General features: G+C 60.5%; 15 protein-coding genes. 2 read left to right on the top strand and 13 right to left on the bottom strand.

What is annotated here, in order from left to right; genetic code table 11:
* Positions 1–87: 87 nt before the first annotated feature.
* Together J1D76_RS07130 and J1D76_RS07125 are read left to right on the top strand one after the other, a co-directional pair.
* Positions 88–510 (top strand): pilin, encoded by a 423-nt coding sequence (locus J1D76_RS07130; RefSeq protein WP_421137671.1) that lies wholly within the window; start codon positions 88–90, stop codon positions 508–510.
* A 358-nt stretch (positions 511–868) separates the two neighbouring features.
* Entirely contained in the window at positions 869–1,225 is a 357-nt protein-coding gene (locus tag J1D76_RS07125; protein ID WP_093230174.1) for a BON domain-containing protein, read from the top strand.
* Between the two features lie 258 nt (positions 1,226–1,483).
* Here J1D76_RS07125 and J1D76_RS07120 read toward each other — a convergent pair whose 3' ends face one another.
* The 13 genes from J1D76_RS07120 to J1D76_RS07060 form a co-directional block, all read right to left on the bottom strand.
* The gene (locus tag J1D76_RS07120; protein WP_421137670.1) at positions 1,484–4,441 is read right to left on the bottom strand and encodes a DUF748 domain-containing protein; all 2,958 of its coding nucleotides are present in this window, start codon (positions 4,439–4,441) and stop codon (positions 1,484–1,486) included.
* A 93-nt stretch (positions 4,442–4,534) separates the two neighbouring features.
* Complete coding sequence (locus tag J1D76_RS07115; RefSeq protein ID WP_421137669.1) at positions 4,535–5,551, bottom strand: class I SAM-dependent rRNA methyltransferase; 1,017 nt, start codon at positions 5,549–5,551, stop codon at positions 4,535–4,537.
* A 123-nt stretch (positions 5,552–5,674) separates the two neighbouring features.
* Positions 5,675–6,541, bottom strand: coding sequence for an oxygenase MpaB family protein (locus tag J1D76_RS07110; RefSeq protein ID WP_421137668.1), 867 nt, complete (start codon positions 6,539–6,541; stop codon positions 5,675–5,677).
* A 125-nt stretch (positions 6,542–6,666) separates the two neighbouring features.
* Positions 6,667–8,604 (bottom strand): acetate--CoA ligase, encoded by a 1,938-nt coding sequence (gene acs, locus J1D76_RS07105; RefSeq protein WP_421137667.1) that lies wholly within the window; start codon positions 8,602–8,604, stop codon positions 6,667–6,669.
* Between the two features lie 207 nt (positions 8,605–8,811).
* Complete coding sequence (pgi, locus tag J1D76_RS07100; RefSeq protein ID WP_421137666.1) at positions 8,812–10,476, bottom strand: glucose-6-phosphate isomerase; 1,665 nt, start codon at positions 10,474–10,476, stop codon at positions 8,812–8,814.
* A gap of 229 nt (positions 10,477–10,705) precedes the next feature.
* Complete coding sequence (panD, locus tag J1D76_RS07095) at positions 10,706–11,086, bottom strand: aspartate 1-decarboxylase (RefSeq protein WP_003228271.1); 381 nt, start codon at positions 11,084–11,086, stop codon at positions 10,706–10,708.
* Positions 11,087–11,249: 163 nt separating this feature from the next.
* Positions 11,250–12,110: a pantoate--beta-alanine ligase gene (gene panC, locus J1D76_RS07090; protein ID WP_421137665.1), complete on the bottom strand. Its 861-nt coding sequence runs from the start codon at positions 12,108–12,110 to the stop codon at positions 11,250–11,252.
* Positions 12,107–12,907, bottom strand: coding sequence for a 3-methyl-2-oxobutanoate hydroxymethyltransferase (panB, locus tag J1D76_RS07085; protein ID WP_421137664.1), 801 nt, complete (start codon positions 12,905–12,907; stop codon positions 12,107–12,109). Before panB ends, panC begins: the two co-directional genes overlap by 4 nt.
* Positions 12,908–13,272: 365 nt before the next feature.
* Positions 13,273–13,758 (bottom strand): 2-amino-4-hydroxy-6-hydroxymethyldihydropteridine diphosphokinase, encoded by a 486-nt coding sequence (gene folK / locus J1D76_RS07080; protein ID WP_421137663.1) that lies wholly within the window; start codon positions 13,756–13,758, stop codon positions 13,273–13,275.
* A 3-nt stretch (positions 13,759–13,761) separates the two neighbouring features.
* Positions 13,762–15,162, bottom strand: coding sequence for a polynucleotide adenylyltransferase PcnB (locus J1D76_RS07075; protein ID WP_421137662.1), 1,401 nt, complete (start codon positions 15,160–15,162; stop codon positions 13,762–13,764).
* An 804-nt stretch (positions 15,163–15,966) separates the two neighbouring features.
* Positions 15,967–17,406: a sigma-54-dependent transcriptional regulator gene (locus J1D76_RS07070; protein WP_421137661.1), complete on the bottom strand. Its 1,440-nt coding sequence runs from the start codon at positions 17,404–17,406 to the stop codon at positions 15,967–15,969.
* Between the two features lie 22 nt (positions 17,407–17,428).
* Complete coding sequence (locus J1D76_RS07065; RefSeq protein ID WP_421137660.1) at positions 17,429–20,383, bottom strand: sensor histidine kinase; 2,955 nt, start codon at positions 20,381–20,383, stop codon at positions 17,429–17,431.
* Positions 20,367–20,543: a hypothetical protein gene (locus J1D76_RS07060; RefSeq protein WP_003176118.1), complete on the bottom strand. Its 177-nt coding sequence runs from the start codon at positions 20,541–20,543 to the stop codon at positions 20,367–20,369. The genes J1D76_RS07065 and J1D76_RS07060 overlap by 17 nt, the downstream gene beginning before the upstream one ends.
* Positions 20,544–20,590 lie beyond the last annotated feature (47 nt).

Genomic DNA, 20,590 nt, shown 5'->3' with positions numbered 1-20,590 from the left:
CTAGCCGAGCGGGACTATTGGCCTTGGCACAGGCTGTGCTGCCAAGGGGCAGATCATGAGATTCCGCCTCATGCATGGAGCTTGCCTGTGAAGTATCAAAAAGGTTTTACCCTGATCGAGCTGCTGGTCGTGGTGGCGATCATCGGGATTCTGGCCACGCTCGGTCTGCCGATGTATTCCAAATATCAGGCTCGGGCCAAAGTTACCGCGGCCCTCGCCGAGGTGTCGGCGATGAAAGTGCCGTTCGAGGACGTGGTCAATCAGGGGGACACGCCGGCGATCGCCAACGTCGCGCCCGCCGGTACGCCCTCGACCACTCACTGCGCCCTGGCGGTGATAGCGCCGACGCCGACGGGGACTGGTTCGATCCAGTGCACCTTGCAGAATGCGCCGGGTGCGGTGCAGGGAAAAACCGTCACCCTGACCCGGGATGAAACCAAGGGTTGGTCGTGCAAGAGCAGCGTGTCCGCAGATTACTTGCCCAAGGGCTGTGCAGGGTCTGCGTCTTGATGGGGTGAGCTCGATTGGCCCCGCCGGCGACCGTCATTATCGTGGCGAGGGAGCAAGCTCCCTCGCCGCATGCCCGTGTTTAAAGGAGCACTCTTGTTTGTCGACCATTTCGCAAATACTGGAAATAAAAGTCCAAAAATTCATCGACTTAGGAACTTTCCACAAAACCGCAACTTGCATGCAGAGTTTTTGGCTGGTCGTGCAATTTGCAAGATTTCGAAAATTTGCTGTTTTTTTAATATATTGATTTTTAAGGGTTTTTTATTATTTCGAAAGTTGGCACAGCGTTCGCAATATCCCTGGTAACCCTGCCGACACGACAACCGGCAGACTTTTCAGAAAAACAGGAGTTACTCGTATGAAGAAGTTCGCTATCGCTGCCGCTACTGCTACCGCGCTGACCCTGACCATGGCAAACGCGGCATTCGCCCAGACCACTCAGGCCACCCAGGCTCCGATGACCCTGGCGGCGGGTGAAATGACCAAGGCTTCAGAAGCTACTTCCGATACCTGGATCACTACCAAAGTTAAAAGTGACCTGATGACTGAAAAAGGCATTCCAGGCACCGACATCAAAGTCGAAACCAATAAAGGCGTGGTATCGCTGTCGTCGACGGTCGCTGTGACCGAGGCGCAGAAAACCACCGCTGTGGCCATCACCAAGAAAATCAAAGGCGTCAAGGCGGTTTCCGCTGACGGCCTGAAAGCCGAGTAAGGCTAAGGCTTCTCGCCTGGACCGGGAGAAGGCGCGACAGACGGGCCGAGACATACGTCTGTCGCAACCTTAGGGTTCATGCGACCGGCCACAAGGATGTGGCCACCACAGGCCCCGCGCACTCTCAGTGCCGGGGCCTGTTCTGTTGTAGGCGTCCATCAAACCGTAGGAGCAAGCTTGCTCGCGATAGCGGTCTTTCATTCAGCACGTGTGTCGAATGTTGGTCAGTCTTCGCGAGCAGGCTCGCTCCTACAGGGGTCATTCCGCATCCAGATGCATCGGTGTCACGACGCGGCCATTACTTTGCGCCTCGCCCAGGTTGGCATCGATGAAGTACACCCGGTCATCTTCCAGTTGGGTCTTGTCGACCAGGTAATCCTTGATGCTACTGGCGCGTTCCTGGCCCAGTTGGCGCAACAGCACGTCGCTGGAACTCCAGAACTTGATCACGTCGGCGCGCATTTTGGCGGTGCGCTCTTCCTTGCCCAGATCCTTCCATTCGGCAGGCGGCTGGGTTTTCAGGCGCGTGCGGTAGATGCCTTCGAGCAATGGGCCTTTTTCACTGTCCGGCACTTGCAGCAAGGAAGCCTGGGCTGGCACCTTGTCACCGCGGCGCTGGAGCATCTTGTAGTAGTTGTACTGGTATTCACGTTCCAGGCGCTGTTCGGCGATCAACGGGCCATCGCTGCTCTGGGCGGCGGTGCCTTCGATTTCCAGGCGCAGGGCCGGGCGTTCCTTGAGTGCCTTGGACAGTTTGTCCAGGGCGCCTTCGGCCTCTTTGTTCAGGTCGCTGGAGCCGGCGGCGAACGAGACGTTGCCCAAATCTTCCGAACCACCGCCGTTGATCAGCCCGCCAATGAGCTTGAACGGGGCTGCGGCCGCCTTGACGATCAGGTTGCGCAAGGTCTGCCAGACAATCGGCATCACACTGAACTGTGGGTTGTTGAGGTCACCGGTGACCGGCAACTCGATGGAAATTTTCCCGTCGACGTCCTTGAGCAAGGCAATCGCCAGTTTCAGCGGCAGGCTCACGGCATCCGGGCTGTCGACTTTTTCACCCAGTTGCAGTTGTTCGACCACCACTTTGTTTTCGGCCTTGAGCTGGCCTTTAGTGATTTGGTAATGCAGGTCGAGGTTGAGTCGCCCCTTGCGGATGCGGTAGCCGGCGAACTTACCGGAGTAGGGCGTCAGCGTTGTCAGTTCCACGCGTTTGAAGCTGGTGGCGATGTCGAGGCTGGCCATTGGGTCGAACGGGTTGACCGCGCCCTTGATGGTCACCGGCGCATAACGGTCGACCTTGCCCTTGACGTCGACGCTGGCCGGTTTTGGCTGACGGCTGTCGATGGTGCCGATTTGCCCGTTGAGCTGCTGGATGGCGGTGGCAAAGTTCGGGGTCAGGCTGAAATCGGCGAAGTTGGCCGAACCGTCATTGATGAAAATGCCGCCGATGTGGATGCCCAGCGGCTTTTCCTGGCTGGCCGGTTTGCTCGCCGCCGGTTTTGCTCCGGTGCTCGCCGGCTGCGCAATCAGCAGGTCATCGATGTTGGTGGTGCGATCATCGTTGATCATGAACCGCGCATAGGGCTGGAACAGGTTGACCTTATCGATCGACAGGCTGTCGCCGTGCTGATAGTTCAGGCCTTCGACGACGACTTGTTGCCACTTGAGGAAGTCACGGGTTTTCAGGGTGTCCAGGGTATGCAGCTGATCGACCTGGGCGCGGCCGGTGACGTTGAACGCCAAAGGCTCGGTACTTTTCAGGTTGACCGCCAGATCGCTGCCGAGCATGCCGCTGCGCAGTTCCAGGCGAATGAACGGGGTGATGTAGGACTGCGCGACGCGCAGGTCGATGTCCTTGGTCTGCACCTTTAGCCGGGCGCTGATTGGGGCCAGGTTGACCTCGCCATCGGCCAGGAGCTTGCCTTGCTTGCCGACGCCGGTATCGAGCTTGAGGGTGAAAGGCGAGCCGTTGAGGCTGTCGAAGTTCTGCAAATCCAGATTCAGCGGCGCCAGGTCCACGGCGACGGCAGGTTGCGCCTTGCGATCGGCCAGATGCACCTGGTAATCGCGCAGTTGCACATCCTTGAGCAGCACTTGCCAGGGTTTGCCGGGCGCGGCCGGTTCAGGTTTCGGTGAGTCGGCCGCCGCAGGAGCGCTAACGGGTTCGGCGTCCGCCTTGGCTTTGGCGGCGGGTTTTGGCGGTTGGCTGGCGAACAGTTTCTGCCAGTCGAGCTGGCCGTCGGACTCCAGCGCCGCCCAGGTTTCCAGTTTGTTGCTGCGGATCTTGCCGACCACCACTTGCTGCTTGGCCAAGTCCACGGTGGTCTCGCTGACGTCCAGGCGTTCGAGCTTGACCAGTGGCCGGCCATCCGGGGCCTTGATCGCAAAGGGCGCGATGTTGATCGCCACATTGCTCAACAGCAGCTCGGTTTCCTTGGCCAGGTTGAGCTTGTAGTCGGTGCTGATGCTCATGACCCCGCTTTCGAGGTCCAGCGGCACGGCGTCGCGCACATAAGGCCAGAAGGCTTTCATCTTGCCGTCGGTGATTTTCAGCTTACCTTCGGAGGCGAGCGGGATCAGGCTGAAGTTGCCGCTCCAGTCGATCTGCCCACCGTTGGGGCCGACGGCCATCAACGTCATGTCGGCGCTGTCTTCGGGCAGGGTGCTGAGGTTTTTCAGCTCGAAGTCGAGTGTGTCGTAGAGAAACTCGATAGGTTCGCTGGGCCGCGCATCTTCAAAGTGCACGGCCCCCCCGGCCAGTTTGATCCGCTCGATGCGCAGCGGGAACGGCTTGGCATTCGGGTCGGCGGGCGTGGGTTCGCTGGCGGGCAGTTTGAATAGCCCGAGCAGATTGAGTTTGCCGTCCTTGCTGAAGAGGATTTCGGTCTTGGGCTTGTCCAGTTCGACGTCCGACAGATGTACTGCCTTGGTCCACAGGCTGTCGAGTTGCAGGTTGGCGTACAGGCGTTCGAAGGCGACCTGCTCCTTGCCGGGCTCGCCGATGTTCAAACCCCAAAGGGTCAGTTCAAGGCTGAACGGATTGAACTCGATCCGTTGGAGCGTGGCGGGGGTGGTGGCGAAATGGGCCAGTTGCTGGTTGGCAACGCGCAGTGCGACGCCCGGTAAAATCAGAAAACCCAGCAAGCTGTAGAGGGCCAGAGCAGTCAACAAGGCGCCGATGGCGCGTATCAATCCTTTGTACATGTGCGGCTTCATCTGTCTGAATCGGAGTGCCTTGGAGTATGGCACGCGTTTCCGGTTCCGAAGTGATCGCCCTGTTGCGGATGTTTCAGATTTATCCCACAGCGATCAGAGCTGCAGGATCAGGGTTTTCAGCGGTGGTTGTTGATCCAACGACGGGAAATCACCCCCAGGTTTCATCACGCTCCACTCACGCACCGGCCGCCCGGCCTTTTCGGCACAGCGCAGCACTTGCTCGCGCCAATCCTCCATGCCGACCTTCGCCAGGTTGTTGCAGCAGATCAGCACGCCGTTGTCGGCGGTGGTCAGTAGGGCGGGTTTGAGCAGGCTCTGGTAGTCGCGCAGCAGGTCGACCGTGCCGAAGGCGCTCTTGGCCCAGGCCGGCGGGTCGAGCAGGACCAAATCGTACTGGCGCTGTTCCAGGCGCGGGTAGCTCGGCAGTTTTTGCCCGCGACGCTGGCTGATCGGCAGGCCGGCCAGTTGGCGAATGGCCGGGAAGTAGTCGGACTGGATGAACGCCATGGTCGGCAATTGCGGGTTGAGCAAACCGTTCTCGCGACCCACCGCCAGATTGCCTTCGGCGAAGTCCAGGTTGCACACCTCGCGTGCGCCACCGGCGGCAGCGCTGAGGCCGACACCACAGGTGTAGGCGAACAGGTTCAGCACGCTTTTGCCTGCGCTGTGCTCCTTGACCCAGCCGCGGGTGTTGCGCAAGTCGAGGAACAGCAGCGGGTCCTGCCCGGCATGGCGCCCGCGCACCCGATAGTTCAGGCCCCACTCGTGGCCGACCAGGTCTTGCAGGGCGGCGTCGTCGGCGCGGTAGACGATGTCTTCGCGGTCGATGCGCGAATTGCCACGGGAGCGGTCGTTGTAGACGAGCAGGCTCTCGAACCCCAGGTGCTGGTTGATGGCCTCATGCAGTTGCAGCAGCGCCTCGCGCTCCAGTGGCTGGTGGAAACTTTGTACCAGCAGTTGTGGGCCGTAGCGGTCGACGGTCAGGCCACCGGCGCCTTCCTGGCTGCCGTGGAACAGGCGATAGCAATCGGTGCCTTGCTGGTGCAGTTCGGCGAGCAGGTCTTGGCGATGATCGAGGGCGGCGCGCAGCGCCTGATTCAAGGATGACATGCTGGGCGCCTTGCAGGAGGGAATGGGGCGCGGGAGTTTAACAGCTATAGGAGGACCTGTAGGCGCTGGCTTGCCAGCGAAAGCGGTTTGTCAGCGCTATCGTCTTCGCTGGCAAGCCAGCTCCTACAGGCCCATCCGTCGTCTGGCGCGTTGTACAGAGCCGTTACGCACCGCCCATCGCAGCATCGGCGCACTGCGGTTGACGCTGGCGCGGATCAGCTTGCGTTGCAGCGGGTTCTGGCTGACGCCGAGCATGTCACTGGCCCAGTCCGGTAGCAAGTCGATCCCGGCCAGCATCATCAACCCGCCGAACGGTTTGGCCAAACGGCTGGGGGAGGGCGCATTCAGCAACAGGCGCAGCACTTCGCGGCTGCGGTCGTCGCACAGCAGCTGTGGGCGGATGTGCTCAAGGTAATCGGCAATGGCCTGCCGCGAGCGCGGTACGTCCCGGGCGCCGAGGCGTTCGGCGATCAGGGCGATTTCCGCGTAGTAGCGATCCTGGTCGGCCACTGAAAGATGCGGATTGCGATAGCGCAAATGCGCAGCCAGGAAGTTGCTGACTTCCGCGACATGCACCCAGGTCAGCAGGTCGGGGTCGCTGGCGGCGTAGGGCCGTCCATCCGGTGCCGTACCGGTAATCTGCAAGTGAATGGTGCGCACTTTCTCGATCAACCAGTCGGCGTCTTGTCGCGAGCCGAAGGTCGTGCCAGAGATGAATTGCCCGGTACGACGCAAACGCCCGAGCATGTCTTCACGAAAATTCGAGTGGTCCCAGACCCCGGCCAATGCCAGCGGATGCAAGGCCTGCAGCATCAGCGCGCTAATGCCGCCGATCAGCATGCTGCTGAAGTCGCCATGGACCTGCCAGCTGACCGAGTCCGGCCCGAACAGGCCAGGATCGCCCTTGGGGTTTTCCAGGTCGAGCTTGCCCAGGGATAGACCGGTCAGGCTCATGATCTGGGTTTCGATGCGGGTGCGGATGAATTCCATGAGTACTCTGTAATTTCTGAAGGAGCGAGCTTGCTCGCGATGGACTTCAACGGTAACGCGTTTCTCCTGAATGTACGCGGCGCGCTTGAGTTCATCGCGAGCAGGCTCGCTCCGACAATGGCCCGTCATTGATTCAGGCGATTGTCGATCAGCCCCTGCACCACGCTCGGGTCAGCCAGGGTCGACGTATCGCCCAGGCTGTCCAGCTCGTTGCAGGCAATCTTGCGCAGGATGCGCCGCATGAGCTTGCCTGAGCGGGTTTTCGGCAAGGCCGGCGCCCACTGGATCAAGTCCGGTTTGGCGAAACTGCCGATTTCCTGGCTGACCAAGGCCAGCAGTTCTTTCGTCAGCTCATCGCTAGTGTCGACGCCATTCATGGGCGTGACGAAGGCATAAATGCCCTGGCCCTTGACGTCATGGGGGTAACCGACCACGGCGGCCTCGGCGATGCTGTCGTGCAGCACCAGGGCGCTTTCCACTTCGGCGGTGCCGATGCGGTGGCCAGACACGTTGATCACGTCGTCGATGCGCCCGGTGATCCAGTAGTCGCCATCTTCATCGCGCCGCGCACCATCACCGGTGAAGTAGTAGCCGGGGTAGGGTTTGAAGTAGGTGTCGACCATGCGTTGCGGGTCGCGATAGACGCTGCGGATCTGCGCCGGCCAACTGGACTTGATCGCCAGCACGCCGCTGCCCGCGCCCTTGATTTCCTTGCCTTGCTCATCGAGCAGCGCCAGTTGCACGCCGAACATCGGTTGTGTCGCACAACCGGGCTTGATCCGTTGCGCACTGACCAAGGGGCTGATCATGATGCCGCCGGTCTCGGTCTGCCACCAGGTATCGACGATGGGGCAGCGCTCTTCGCCGACCACGTGGAAATACCATTCCCAGGCTTGCGGGTTGATCGGTTCGCCGACGCTGCCGAGCAATCGCAGGCTGGCGCGGGACGTGCCCTGCAACGGCCCGGGACCTTCGCGCATCAACGAGCGCAGGGCGGTCGGCGCGGTGTAGAAAATGTTCACCTTGTGCTTGTCGATCACTTGCCAGAAGCGTGCGGTCGTCGGGTGACTTGGCACGCCTTCGAAGATCAGCGTGGTCGCGCCGTTGGCCAGCGGCCCATAGACGATGTAGCTGTGGCCGGTGACCCAGCCGACGTCGGCGGTGCACCAGAAGACCTCGCCATCGCGGTAGTCCAGCACGTACTTGAAGGTCATCGCCGCTTGCAGCAGGTAGCCACCGGTGGTGTGCAACACGCCTTTGGGTTTGCCGGTGCTGCCGGAGGTGTAGAGGATGAACAGTGGGTCTTCGGCGTCCATCGACTCGGGGAGGCAGTTGGCGCTCGCCTCGCTCAAGGCTTGCTGATAGTGGATGTCCCGGCCTTCGACCCAGTCCACCTCGACCTTGGTATGGTCGACCACGATCACGGTGCTGACATTCGGGCAACTTTGCAGTGCCTTGTCGACCTTTTCCTTGAGCGGCACGGCTTTCCCGCCGCGCACGCCTGCGTCAGCAGTGATGACCGTCTGGCAGTCGGCGTCAAGAATCCGGTCGCGGACCGAGTCGGGGGAAAAGCCGCCGAACACCACCGAGTGCACCGCGCCGATGCGCGTGCAGGCAAGCATGGCGTAGGCCGCTTCGGGAATCATCGGCATGTAGATGCACACGCGGTCGCCTTTTTTCACACCACGGCTTTTCAGCACGTTGGCCAGGCGGCAGACGTGTTCGTGCAGTTGTTTGTAGGTAATCGAGGTGGAGTCGTTCGGGTCGTCGCCTTCCCAGATGATCGCGGCTTGGTCGCCGCGTTTCTCCAGGTGTCGGTCGATGCAGTTGTAGCTGACGTTCAACTGCGCGCCGGCAAACCAGCTGGCTTCACCGGTTTTCAGGTTGTAGCGCTGGACGGTTTCCCAGGGCGCGCTCCAGTCGAGAAAACGCGTGGCCTGTTCGGCCCAGAAGGTGCTGGGGTGTTCGATGGATTGGCGGTACAGGCGCTGATAGTCGTCTTGACTCAGTTGTGCGGCCCGGCGGACGGCATCGGCTTTGGGGAACGTGCTGATATCGAACATGACGGTTCCTTATTCTTGTTTTTCAACAAAGATTAAGATGCGCCGACCGATCAATGGGTTCAAGAGGGACGCGTAGCGACTCTCGTAGGCGCTGGCTTGCCAGCGAAAGCGGCGGATCAGTCGATGTATGTGCTGAATGACACACCGTCTTCGCTGGCAAGCCAGCTCCTACAAGGTGGATATCGCCCTGCAGGAGTGGCTGTCAAATCAACCGCGGTGACGACCACGGAAGTAGTTGATCAAGCCTTGGGTCGATGCGTCCTCGGCCGGGGTTTCTTCGCTGCCCACCAGACGGTTGTAGACACCCTTGCCCAACTCCTTGCCCAGCTCCACGCCCCACTGGTCGAAGGCGTTGATGCCCCAGATCACGCTTTGCACGAAGACCTTGTGCTCGTACATCGCCACCAGCGCGCCGAGGCGACGCGGGCTGATGCGCTCGACCACCAGGGTGTTGCTCGGACGGTTGCCCGGGATCACCTTGTGCGGCGCGAGTTTTTGCACATCGGCTTCACTCATGCCTTTGTCGCGCAACTCGATTTCGGCCTCGCCCAGGGTCTTGCCGAGCATCAGCGCCTGGCTCTGCGACAGGCAGTTGGCGTACAGCCACTGGTGGTGGTCGGACACCGGGTTGAAGCTGACGATCGGCACGATGAAGTCGGCCGGGATCACCTGGGTGCCCTGATGCAGCAACTGGTGATAAGCGTGCTGACCGTTGCAACCCACGCCGCCCCAGATCACCGGCCCGGTGTCGGTGGACACAGGCTTGCCGTCCTGGCGCACGCTCTTGCCGTTGGACTCCATGTCCAACTGTTGCAGGTGCTTGGTGATGTTACGCAGGTAGTGGTCGTACGGCAGGATCGCGTGGCTTTGCGCACCCCAGAAATTGCCGTACCACACGCCGAGCAAGGCCAGCAGCACCGGCATGTTCTGTTCGAATGGCGCGGTCTGGAAATGCTGGTCCATGGTGTAGGCACCGGACAGCAGTTCCTTGAAGTTGGACATGCCGATCGCCAGTGCGATTGGCAAGCCGATGGCCGACCACAGCGAGTAACGACCGCCGACCCAGTCCCACATCGGGAAGATGTTCTCTTCGCGGATGCCGAACGCCACGGCGGCGGCGTTGTTGCTCGATACCGCGATGAAGTGGCGGTGAAGCTCGGCTTCCGAACCACCCTGGGCCAGGTACCAGGCACGGGCAGCCTGGGCGTTCTTCAGGGTCTCGAGGGTGTTGAAGGATTTCGACGAGACGATGAACAGCGTGGTCTCGGCGCGCAGCTTTTGCGTCAGCTCGTGGAATTCGGTGCCGTCGATGTTCGCCAGGTAGTGGCAACGCACGCCTTTTTGGGCGTAGGACAGCAGGGCTTCAGAGACCAGTTCCGGGCCGAGGAACGAACCACCGATGCCGATGTTGACCACGTCAGTGATCGGTTTCTCGCTGTAGCCGCGCCACAGGCCGTCATGGATGCGGCCCACGAGATCGGTGATCTGGTTCAGTACTTTGTGCACTTCGGGCATCACGTTGACACCGTTGACCGACAGCTTGTCGCCGACCGGGCGGCGCAGCGCGGTGTGCAGGGCCGGACGACCTTCGGAAGAGTTGACGATTTCGCCGTCGAACAATGCCTTGATCGCGCCTTTGAGGTCGACTTCGTCGGCCAGGCCCACCAGCAGGTTGCGGGTCTCGGCGTTGATCAGGTTCTTCGAATAGTCGAGAAACAGACCGCAGCTGCTCAGGGTGAATTGAGTAAAGCGTTGCGGATCGGCATTGAAAGCCTCCCGCATGCTGAAATCCTGCATGGCTTGGCGGTGGTCATTCAGCGCTTGCCAGGCGGGCAGAGCGGTAACGTCGTGAGGAGTGCGGTAATACGCCATCGCTGCGGGTTTCCTTTTTACTTGAACGGCCTTTTGAACACAAAAAAGCCCGGAACGCTGCGGGTGGGCGTCCGGTCAACTGCGTCGACACGATTTTGTGGCGCAGGGCGAATACAGTAACTCTCGCGCTGCGATCTGTCTTGACTTTGTCTGACCCGTTCCTGGTACTTTTTTATACATTGCACCGGGAACGGGCCGACAAACGGATGGGAAATGCGCTTTGGCTCGATCAGGCGACCTGAACCGGAATGGCGTTGCTGGTGTGGCTCAGTTCATTGCCTGGAGCCATGTAGAGCATGCGTGGCTTGAAATTGAGCAGTTCGGCTTCGCTGTAGTGGGCGTAGGCACAGATGATCACACGGTCGCCGACCTTCGCCTTGTGCGCTGCGGCGCCGTTCACCGAGATCATGCGCGAACCTTCTTCGCCACGGATGGCGTAAGTGGTGAAGCGCTCGCCGTTGTCGACGTTGTAGATCTGGATCTGTTCGTACTCACGGATGCCGGACAGGTCCAGCCATTCGCCGTCGATGGCGCAGGAACCTTCGTAATCGAGGACAGCATGGGTGACTTCGGCGCGATGCAGCTTGGCTTTGAGCATGATGGCGTGCATGGATGTTTCCCAGGTCGGCGGGCGGTTGGCCCGGAGGGTCTATGGGTTTAGCCGCTCCCTGTAGGAGCGAGCTTGCTCGCGAAAGCAGACTTTCAGCTGACACCTGGGTCGACTGACACGACGCTTTCGCTGGCAAGCCAGCTCCTACAAGGGCTTGCGGTGTTTAGAGGGGCGCGTCGAGGTTCAGGTGCAGGTTGTCGATCAACCGTGTCGTCCCGAGGAAAGCCGCCACCAGGATCACCAGGTCACGATCCTGCGCCGTCGCCGGGCGCAAGGTCAGTGCATGGCGGATTTCCAGGTAGTCAGGGCGCAGGCCTGCCGCTTCGAGCTGTTGGCGCTGCGTATCGATCAGAGCCGGGAAATCACGTTCGCCCTGCTTGATCGCCTCGCTGATCGCGGTCAGCGTGCGGTAGACCACCGGCGCCACGGCTCGCTGTTCCTCGTTGAGGAAGCCGTTGCGCGACGACAGCGCCAGGCCATCGGCTGCGCGAACGGTCGGCTCGCCGATGATCTGGATCGGCATGTTCAGGTCGTGGACCAGTGCACGAATCACCGCCAGTTGCTGGAAGTCTTTCTCGCCGAAAATCGCCAGGTCCGGCTGGACCATGTTGAACAGTTTGCTGACCACCGTCGCTACGCCTTCGAAATGCCCGGGACGGCTGGCGCCGCACAGGCCTTCGGACAATTGCGGGACGCTGACGCGGGTCTGGCCATCCATGCCGTCCGGGTAGATTTCGTCAACGCTGGGCGCGAACAACAAGTGGCAACCGGCCTGGAGCAGTTTTTCCTGGTCGGCAGCGAGGGTGCGCGGGTATTTGTCGAGGTCTTCGCCAGCGCCGAATTGCAGCGGATTGACGAAAATGCTCGCGACCACGAAGTCCGCCCGCTGGGAGGCTTTGGTCACCAGCGCCACGTGACCGCTGTGCAGGTTGCCCATCGTCGGCACCAAGGCAATGCGCTTGCCTTCGCTGCGGGCACGGGCCACGGCGGCCCGCAATTCGCGTACGGTTTTTACGGTGTTCATGCAGAAAATCCGTGCTCAATCCCAGGGAAAGTCGCCGCTTTGACTTCAGTCACGTAGGCGCTCAATGCAGCTTCAATGCTGGTCTGGCCAGTCATGAAGTTTTTCACGAATTTTGGCACGCGACCGGTAATGGACAGCCCGAGCATGTCGTGCAAAACCAGTACCTGGCCATCGGTGCGGTGGCCGGCGCCAATGCCGATCACCGGAATGCTCACGGCCTGGGTGATTTCTTCGGCCAGTTCGCTCGGCACGCACTCCAGCAGCAGCATGGCCGCGCCAGCCTGCTCCAGGGAAATCGCGTCGGCACGCATCTGTCGTGCCTGGTTTTCATTACGGCCCTGAACCTTGTAGCCACCGAGGATGTTCACCGATTGCGGCGTCAGCCCCATGTGCGCGCACACCGGGATGCCGCGTTCGGCCAGCAGACGGATCGAGTCGGCCAGCCACAACGCGCCTTCGACCTTGACCATGTGCGCGCCGGCCTGCATCAACAGGGCGCTGTTGGTCATGGCTTGTTCGGTGGTGGCGTAGGCCATGAACGGCAGGTCGGCGAGGATCAGGGCATCGCCGTTACCGCGTTTGACGGCGGCCACGTGGTAAGCCATTTCCGCGGTGGTGACCGGCAAGGTGCTGTCGTGGCCCTGCAAAACCATGCCGAGGGAGTCGCCCACCAGCAGCACTTCGACGCCAGCCTGATTGCAGGCGTGGGCGAAGGTTGCGTCGTAGCAAGTCAGCATGGTGATCTTTTCACCTTTTTGCTTGAGACCTTGCAGGGTGGTCAGGGTGATGGCTGGCATGAAAAGTTCCTCATTCAGGCGCTGTGGAAACTACTGCGAGTAACGCGCGTGATTCTTCGTTAAATACAGGCGCACGTTCTGTAGCCGTGCTTTTAAGGCCTGGATTGCGCCCTTCAACGCCGTGTTGGCGGCAGCGGGACGCCTATAGTCGTGAGGAGAACGAGGGAAGTCAATTGCATGTGTTACCGCGTTGTTACGGGTGCGGTGTTACCGGAGTAACTGATGCGATTCAGCAGCAGATCTTGTGCGCGACACAACACCACTGTGGGAGCGGGCTTGCTCGCGAAAGCGGCCTGACAGTCAATTTTCATGTTGAATGTTAAATCGTCTTCGCGAGCAAGCCCGCTCCCACAAGGGGATTTCGGTCAGTTCGGGGGGAGGCGTTCCAGGCCGACGAACGGGCAGGCCTTGAGCAGCTCGGCCAGGGTGCGGCCGTCGGACAGGCGTTGGTCCGCTGGGGCCAGCTCGGCCAGCGGGTACAACACGAACGCCCGTTCCTGCATGTGATAGTGCGGCACCTTGAGGCGCGGTTCGTCGATCAGCCGATCACCGAACAGCAAGATGTCGAGGTCCAGCGTACGTGGGCCCCAGCGTTCAAGGCGCTTGCGACCCTGGCCGGTTTCGATGGCTTGCAAGGCATCCAGCAGGTCCAGCGGTGCCAGCGTGCTGTCGAGGGCGGCCACGGCATTGGTGTAACGCGGTTGGCCAGGCAGCAGCGAGTCGCTTTGATAAAACGCAGAAACGCCGGCCAGTGCCGATTGCGGCAACTGCGCCAGCGCCTCGACGGCGCTGCGCAATTGTTCGGCGGGGTCAGCCAGGTTGCTGCCCATGCCGATGTAGATGCGATCCATGGATTACTCGCCCGTTGTGCTCGACGCGCCGGCAGCACGCTTGCGCTTGGAGCCACCGCTGCGGCGTCGCTTGCGCGGGGCGCCGGTGCCTTCTTCCTTGCCGCTGAGGTCGCGAATCATGTCGCGGCGTTCGCTTTCATTGGCGTCCTGGTAGTCCGTCCACCATTCGCCCAGGCCGTCGGTTTGCTCGCCGGCGTTTTCGCGCAGCAGCAAGAAGTCGTAACCGGCGCGGAAACGCGGATTGTCCAGCAGCAGGTCGGCGCGTTTGCCGCTGCGGCGTGGAAGGCGCTCCTGCATGTCCCAGATCTCGCGGATCGGCATGGTGAAGCGTTTTGGAATCGCGATGCGTTGGCACTGTTCGGCAATCAGTTCGTGCGCCGCTTCCTGCATCGCCGGAATCGGCGGCATGCCACGTTCCTGCAGGCGCAGGACACGGGCCGGCAGGGCAGGCCAGAGCAGGGCTGCAAACAGGAACGCCGGGGTCACCGGTTTGTTCTGCTTGATCCGCAGGTCGGTATTGATCAGTGCTTCGCTGATCAGCGTGTGGGTATAGGTCGGGTTGTATTCCAGTGCTTCGGCGCTGGCCGGGAACAGTGGATCGAACAATTGCAGGTCGACCAGCATCTCGAACGTATCGGCGGCGTGGCCGGAGAGGAATAGCTTGAGCACCTCTTCGAACAGGCGAGCCGACGGAATCTCACGCAGCATCGGCGCCAGGTCGCGAATCGGCTGGGCGCTGTGTTTTTCGATGCCGAAGTTCAGCTTGGCGGCGAAACGCACGGCCCGCAGCATGCGTACCGGGTCTTCCTGGTAGCGTTGCTTTGGGTCGCCGATCAGGCGGATCAGGTGATTGCGGATGTCGTGTACGCCGTTGGCGTAGTCGAGGATGCGTTCACTGACCGGATCGTAATACAGGGCATTAATGGTGAAGTCGCGGCGTTGCGCGTCCTCTTCCAGGGTGCCATAGACGTTATCGCGCAGGATGCGCCCGCTTTCGTTGCGCGAAGACTGGTTGCTGTCTTCCTCGTCTTCGTTTTGCGGGTGATTGGCACGGAAAGTTGCGACCTCGATGATTTCGCGGCCGAAGTGGATGTGCACGAGCTTAAAGCGGCGGCCGATGATCCGTGCGTTACGGAATTCGGCACGTACCTGCTCGGGTGTGGCGCTGGTGGCAACATCGAAGTCTTTCGGGGTGATACCCAGCAGCATGTCGCGCACGCAACCGCCGACCAGGTAAGCCTGATAGCCGGCGCTCTGCAGGCGTTCAACGATATTCACCGCGTAACGGCTGAATTGCGCCTTTTGCAGCGAGTGTTGGCCGCTGTTGAGCACTTCAGGCGTGCTGCGAATGTGTTGCGTAGGACGCTTGGGCGTCCGGAGTGACTGGAACAGCTTCTTCAGCATGGGATGCACTGTTTGAAGGAATATTCGGCCATATCATAAGAATGACCGCATGATGGGCGGGGATTCTAGCATTTAGTCGGGGGATGGTGTAGGACACAGCAGATTTGAGCTGTAGGTCGCGGCCTGTAGGCGCTAGCTTGCTCGCGATGGACGGTTGCGAAGCAGCCCAAGCGCTTGAGAGATTCGGAAATCATACCAGTACTGGCGCACTGGAACGGGGGCAAGCACCCTCGCCACAAACTACAAGGGGAGCCGAAGCTCCCCAAGAAGTAGTTGCATGCTCTATTTTTATTTTTGGTTTCGGGCTTCTTGTTTTTGTTGAGTGCCCTCGCCATGAAGCATTACTTCATGACCCTCCCAAATCGGGAGCCAAGAGCAAACGGATTGCTTTGGTCGCTGAATTGCAGTGATCTTGCGATCCAACCAGTACAGGCTCTGTCTTAGGACAGTTTTTGTTGTTCTCGGCCTGGTCGTGGGGCGAGCCCCAAATACAACGCCTCTCCAAAAAAATCAGTTAGCTGCGCCTCTCGCCGTCTTGTTTTTATTGTGCGTGAGTCGATTCGTCTTATTTTTATTGTCTTGTGCATTACTTGTTATTGTTCTTGTACCAAACATATAGCAGGGTGCGTGCCAACTTTTGCGAAACCCTGTAAAACAAGGGGTTAGGCCGTCAGACCGCTTTGTTTGAGGCCAAAAAAAACCGGGGCTTCGTTACCGTAAGCCCCGGCTTCTGTTACGTGAAAAAGCTGGGGTAACAGTTTTTTCACATTGTCACGTGTTACCCGCACATGAGACAGGTGGGATTCAGCTTTCGCTGGCCACCCCTGACTTGCGCCGCGGAATGCCCAGGCGCTGACGGCGCTCCCACAGGCATTTGCGGCTGACGCCGAGTTTGCGCGCCAACTCGGTTTCGGTCATGTGGTCCTGGTGTTCGAGGACGAAATGCTGGAAGTAGTCTTCCAGTGACAGATCCTCAGTCGGTTCGTGATTGTTGTTACTGGCGCTACCATTGCCCTGTTGTGGGGGCAGGCCAATGAACTCGTCGTCTTCCAGGTCGCCCAGTTCAATGTCGATGCCCAGCAGCTCGGCAGAAATTTCCGGGCTTTCGCAAAGGATGACGGCACGCTCAACAGCATTTTCGAGTTCACGGACGTTACCTGGCCAGGAGTAATGACGAATGGCCTGCTCGGCATCCGCGGCAAACTTCAGGTCGGTGCGGTTGATCCGCGCACTTTGCCGCGCGAGGAACGCATTGGCGATTTCATTGACGTCCGCACCGCGTTCACGCAGAGCGGGTAGCTTCAGTGCGATAACGTGCAGGCGATAGTACAAGTCTTCGCGGAACTGGCCGATCTTCGCCAGGCTCTTGAGGTCACGGTGAGTCGCGGCGATCAGGCGCACATCGACCTTCTGCGACTGCACCGAGCCGACGCGACGGATTTCACCTTCCTGCAACACGCGCAGCAGGCGAGCCTGGGCTTCCAGCGGTAGTTCACCGATTTCGTCAAGGAACAGCGTGCCACCATCCGCCGCTTCCACCAGACCGGCACGCCCGGCGCTGGCGCCGGTGAAGGCGCCTTTCTCGTGACCGAACAGTTCGGACTCGATCAGGCTTTCCGGAATGGCCGCGCAGTTCACCGAAATCATCGGCGCCTTGGCACGTTTGGACAGGTTGTGCAGGGCGCGCGCCACCAGTTCTTTACCGGTGCCGGATTCACCCTGGATCAGCACGTTGGAGTCGGTTGGCGCGACTTTGCGGATCTTGACGTACAGGTCCTGCATCGGAGGGCACGAGCCGATGATGCCGATTTCACCATTGCTGTTGTCGGCACCGGGTTTTGCTGCTCCACTGGCAGCTTTTCCGGGCACCGCTTCACCCCCGGCCTGGGCCGTTTGACGGTCACGCAGGATTCGCGCGGCGGCTTGCAGCATTTCGTCGTGGTCAAAAGGCTTGGCGATGTAGTCCACCGCGCCCATTTTCATCGAGTCGACCGCCGAGCGCAGGCTGGCATAGCTGGTCATGATCAGCACCGGCGTGCCTTGGGCAAGCTTGATCAATTCGGTGCCAGGTGCGCCCGGCAGGCGCAGGTCACTGATGATCAGGTCGAACGAGGGGATGGTGAAGCGTTCTTGTGCTTCCTGCACTGAACCGGCTTCGCTGACCTGGTACTGGTTACGTTCCAGCAGGCGGCGCAAGGCGGAGCGGATAATGGTTTCGTCTTCGACGATCAAAATGTGCGGCATTGATTCGATACTCTCGACGGTCTCAGTTCACAGCGGACGTCGCTTCGACATGACGCGGCAAGGTAACCCTGATTCGGGTGCCGCGTTGGCTTTGAACATCAGCCGGGCTGTCGATGGTGATTTGTCCATAATGCTCTTCAACGATGGAATAGACCAGTGCAAGGCCCAGACCGGTGCCTTCGCCAGGGTCCTTGGTGGTGAAGAAAGGTTCGAACAATCGGTCCATGATGCTCGCCGGAATACCGCTGCCTTCGTCTTCCACGATCAGGTCGACCGTGTGTTCGCCGGCTTCGCTCTTGACCCGCACTGCACTGCCGGGAGGCGAGGCGTCACGGGCATTCGAGAGTAGATTGATCAGCACCTGGGCCAGCCGCTGCGGGTCGCCTTCGACCCAGTGATCGGGGTCGCACAGGTTGTAGAACTGCACTTCGAAATTGCGTCGGTTCAGGGCCAGCAGGCCGATGGCGTCCTGGGCCACTTCGGCCAGACAGACGGGCTCGTCACTGTGCTGATGGCTGCCGGCGTGGGCAAAGCTCATCAATGACTGGACAATGCGCGATACGCGTTTGGTCTGCTCAAGGATCTGCCCGCTAATCTCCTTCAACTCACCATCTTCTTCGCGTTCTTCGCGCAGGTTTTGCGCCAGGCAGGCGATGCCGGTGATCGGGTTGCCGATTTCGTGGGCCACACCCGCCGCCAGTCGGCCAATGCTCGCCAGACGCTCGGAATGCACCAGTTTGTCCTCGAGCATCTGGGTTTCGGTCAAGTCTTCGACCAGCAACACCAGGCCACTGTTACCTGGCGCAAGCGGCTCGTCGATGGCGGCTTTGTGCAGGTTCAGCCAGCGGGTCTGGCCGTCGAGGGCCAGGTGCTGCTTGTGCAGGTGTTCGTCGGGCAGGTTGATAAAGCCTTGCAGCAGCTCTTTCCACGGGTCGGCAATGGTGCTCAGGCGCGAGCCGACCACGCGTTGCGCGGCGATTCCGGTGAGCTCTTCCATGGCTTTGTTCCACATGAGGATTTCCTGATCCTTGGCCAGTGAGCAAACGCCCATCGGCAGTTCTTGCAAGGTCTGGCGGTGATAACGGCGCAGGGCATCGAGTTCGGCGGCAAGGCCTGTCAGACGCGAGTGGTAGTCCTCGAGGCGGCTTTCAATGAAGTGGATGTCTTCGGTGACGTAGTTTTCGCCACCGGCCTTGTAAGGCAGGAAGGTCTCGACCATGTCCTGGGCCACGCTCGGGCCCATCAGGCCGGAGAGGTTGGCCTCGATACGGTCACGCAAGCGGCGCAAGGCATAGGGTCGGCGCTCGTCGAAGGGCAGATAAAGGTCGCGCAGGGCTTGCTCGACTTCCTTCTGCGCCGCTTTTGCGCCCAGCGGCTTGGCCAGTTGCGTGGCGAATTCCTGGGGGGAGGCGGCGTGCAGTTCCCGGCGTTGCGGGCGACGCACGTTGTCCACGGCACAGGCCTCGGCGGCGCTGGCCTCTTCGGTGCTGGCGTTGGTGAACAGCGAGATCAGGGTAAACATCAGCACGTTGGCGGCCAGCGAGGCGATGGCCGCCATGTGCCAGCTGGTGTCGTCCAGCACGTAGATCATGTTGAGCAATGGAATATAGAAACCCTGCAGATTACCGACCAACGGCAACAGCATGGTCACCAGCCACACGAGGATCCCCGCGAGCAAACCAGCAATGAAGCCACGGCGGTTGGCGGTCGGCCAATACAGGACCGAGAGCACGCCCGGCAGGAACTGCAAGGTGGCAACGAAAGCGACGATGCCGAGGTTGGCCAGGTCCTGTTCGGCGCCAAGTAGCAGGTAGAAACCGTAGCCGGCCATGATGATCGCGACGATCAGCGCCCGGCGGGTCCACTTCAGCCAGCGGTAGATATTGCCTTCGGCCGGTGGTTGATACAGCGGCAGCACCAGGTGGTTCAAGGCCATGCCCGACAGTGCCAGGGTGGTGACGATGATCAGGCCGCTGGCCGCCGACAAGCCGCCGACATACGCCAGCAAGGCCAGCGCCTTGTTGTTGGCTGCGATACCGATACCCAGGGTGAAGTATTCGGGGTTGGTGGTGGCGCCGAGCTTCAAGCCGGCCCAGAGAATCAGCGGCACCGCCAGGCTCATCAACAACAGGAACAGCGGCAGGCCCCAGCTCGCACTGACCAGCGAACGCGGGTTTAGGTTTTCGGTGAACGTCATGTGATACATGTGCGGCATCACAATCGCCGAGGCGAAGAACACCAGCAGCAGGGTGCGCCACGGGCCTTCCTGCAACGGCGTGTGCAGGGCGGCGAGGGCAGTCTGGTTTTGCAGCAGCCACAGCTCAAGCTGTTGCGGGCCGTCGAACACGCCGTACAGCGCATACAGCCCGACGCCGCCGAGGGCGATCAACTTGATCACCGATTCGAAGGCGATCGCGAACACCAGGCCTTCGTGCTTTTCCCGGGTGGCGATGTGGCGCGAGCCAAAGAAAATCGTGAACAGCGTAATCAGGGCGCAGAAACTCAGGGCCACGCGATGCTGGACCGGTTCTCGGGTGAGGATGCCGATGGAGTCGGCGACCGCCTGAATCTGCAAGGCCAGCAATGGCAGCACGCCAACCAGCATGAAGATTGTGGTCAGTGCACCGGCCCAGGTGCTGCGAAAGCGGAAGGCAAACAGGTCGGCCAACGACGACAGCTGATAGGTGCGGGTGATCTTCAGGATCGGGTAGAGCAAAACCGGCGCCAGCAGAAACGCCCCGGAGACCCCCAGGTAACTGGACAGAAACCCATAGCCGTACTGGTAGGCCAGGCCCACGGTGCCGTAAAACGCCCAGGCACTGGCGTAGACGCCCAGTGACAGGGTGTAGGTCAGCGGATGGCGAATGATCGCCCGAGGGATCATGCCCCGTTCACTGACCCAGGCCACGCCGAACAGTACCGCCAGGTAGGCGGCGCTGATCAGGATCATCTGGGTCAGGCTAAAGCTCATCGGCATCTTTTTGGCTCTGCAGGATGAAGGTCACGACGATCAGGATCAGCCAGAGCAGATAGGGGCGATACCAGGCGCCAGTGGCGTCGATCCACCAATCCATGATGGCCGGGGAAAACAGGTAAATCCCCACTACCAAAAGCAGGACCAAGCGATAGATGTACATCCCGGCCTCTCTTTTTTATGCGCGTGCCCGAAAACGTGCGGCGATGG

The organism is Pseudomonas sp. NFX15, assembly GCF_049132105.1.
Classification (GTDB): domain Bacteria; phylum Pseudomonadota; class Gammaproteobacteria; order Pseudomonadales; family Pseudomonadaceae; genus Aquipseudomonas.
This window is presented reverse-complemented; position numbering and strand designations above follow the sequence as displayed.

Coding starts and splice junctions, on each gene's coding strand:
- J1D76_RS07125 (WP_093230174.1), top strand. CDS start 869: ATGAAGAAGTTCGCTATCGCTGCCGCTACTGCTACCGCGCTGACCCTG.
- J1D76_RS07120 (WP_421137670.1), bottom strand. CDS start 4,441: ATGAAGCCGCACATGTACAAAGGATTGATACGCGCCATCGGCGCCTTG.
- J1D76_RS07115 (WP_421137669.1), bottom strand. CDS start 5,551: ATGTCATCCTTGAATCAGGCGCTGCGCGCCGCCCTCGATCATCGCCAA.
- J1D76_RS07110 (WP_421137668.1), bottom strand. CDS start 6,541: ATGGAATTCATCCGCACCCGCATCGAAACCCAGATCATGAGCCTGACC.
- acs (WP_421137667.1), bottom strand. CDS start 8,604: ATGTTCGATATCAGCACGTTCCCCAAAGCCGATGCCGTCCGCCGGGCC.
- pgi (WP_421137666.1), bottom strand. CDS start 10,476: ATGGCGTATTACCGCACTCCTCACGACGTTACCGCTCTGCCCGCCTGG.
- panD (WP_003228271.1), bottom strand. CDS start 11,086: ATGCACGCCATCATGCTCAAAGCCAAGCTGCATCGCGCCGAAGTCACC.
- panC (WP_421137665.1), bottom strand. CDS start 12,110: ATGAACACCGTAAAAACCGTACGCGAATTGCGGGCCGCCGTGGCCCGT.
- panB (WP_421137664.1), bottom strand. CDS start 12,907: ATGCCAGCCATCACCCTGACCACCCTGCAAGGTCTCAAGCAAAAAGGT.
- folK (WP_421137663.1), bottom strand. CDS start 13,758: ATGGATCGCATCTACATCGGCATGGGCAGCAACCTGGCTGACCCCGCC.
- J1D76_RS07075 (WP_421137662.1), bottom strand. CDS start 15,162: ATGCTGAAGAAGCTGTTCCAGTCACTCCGGACGCCCAAGCGTCCTACG.
- J1D76_RS07070 (WP_421137661.1), bottom strand. CDS start 17,406: ATGCCGCACATTTTGATCGTCGAAGACGAAACCATTATCCGCTCCGCC.
- J1D76_RS07065 (WP_421137660.1), bottom strand. CDS start 20,383: ATGCCGATGAGCTTTAGCCTGACCCAGATGATCCTGATCAGCGCCGCC.
- J1D76_RS07060 (WP_003176118.1), bottom strand. CDS start 20,543: ATGTACATCTATCGCTTGGTCCTGCTTTTGGTAGTGGGGATTTACCTG.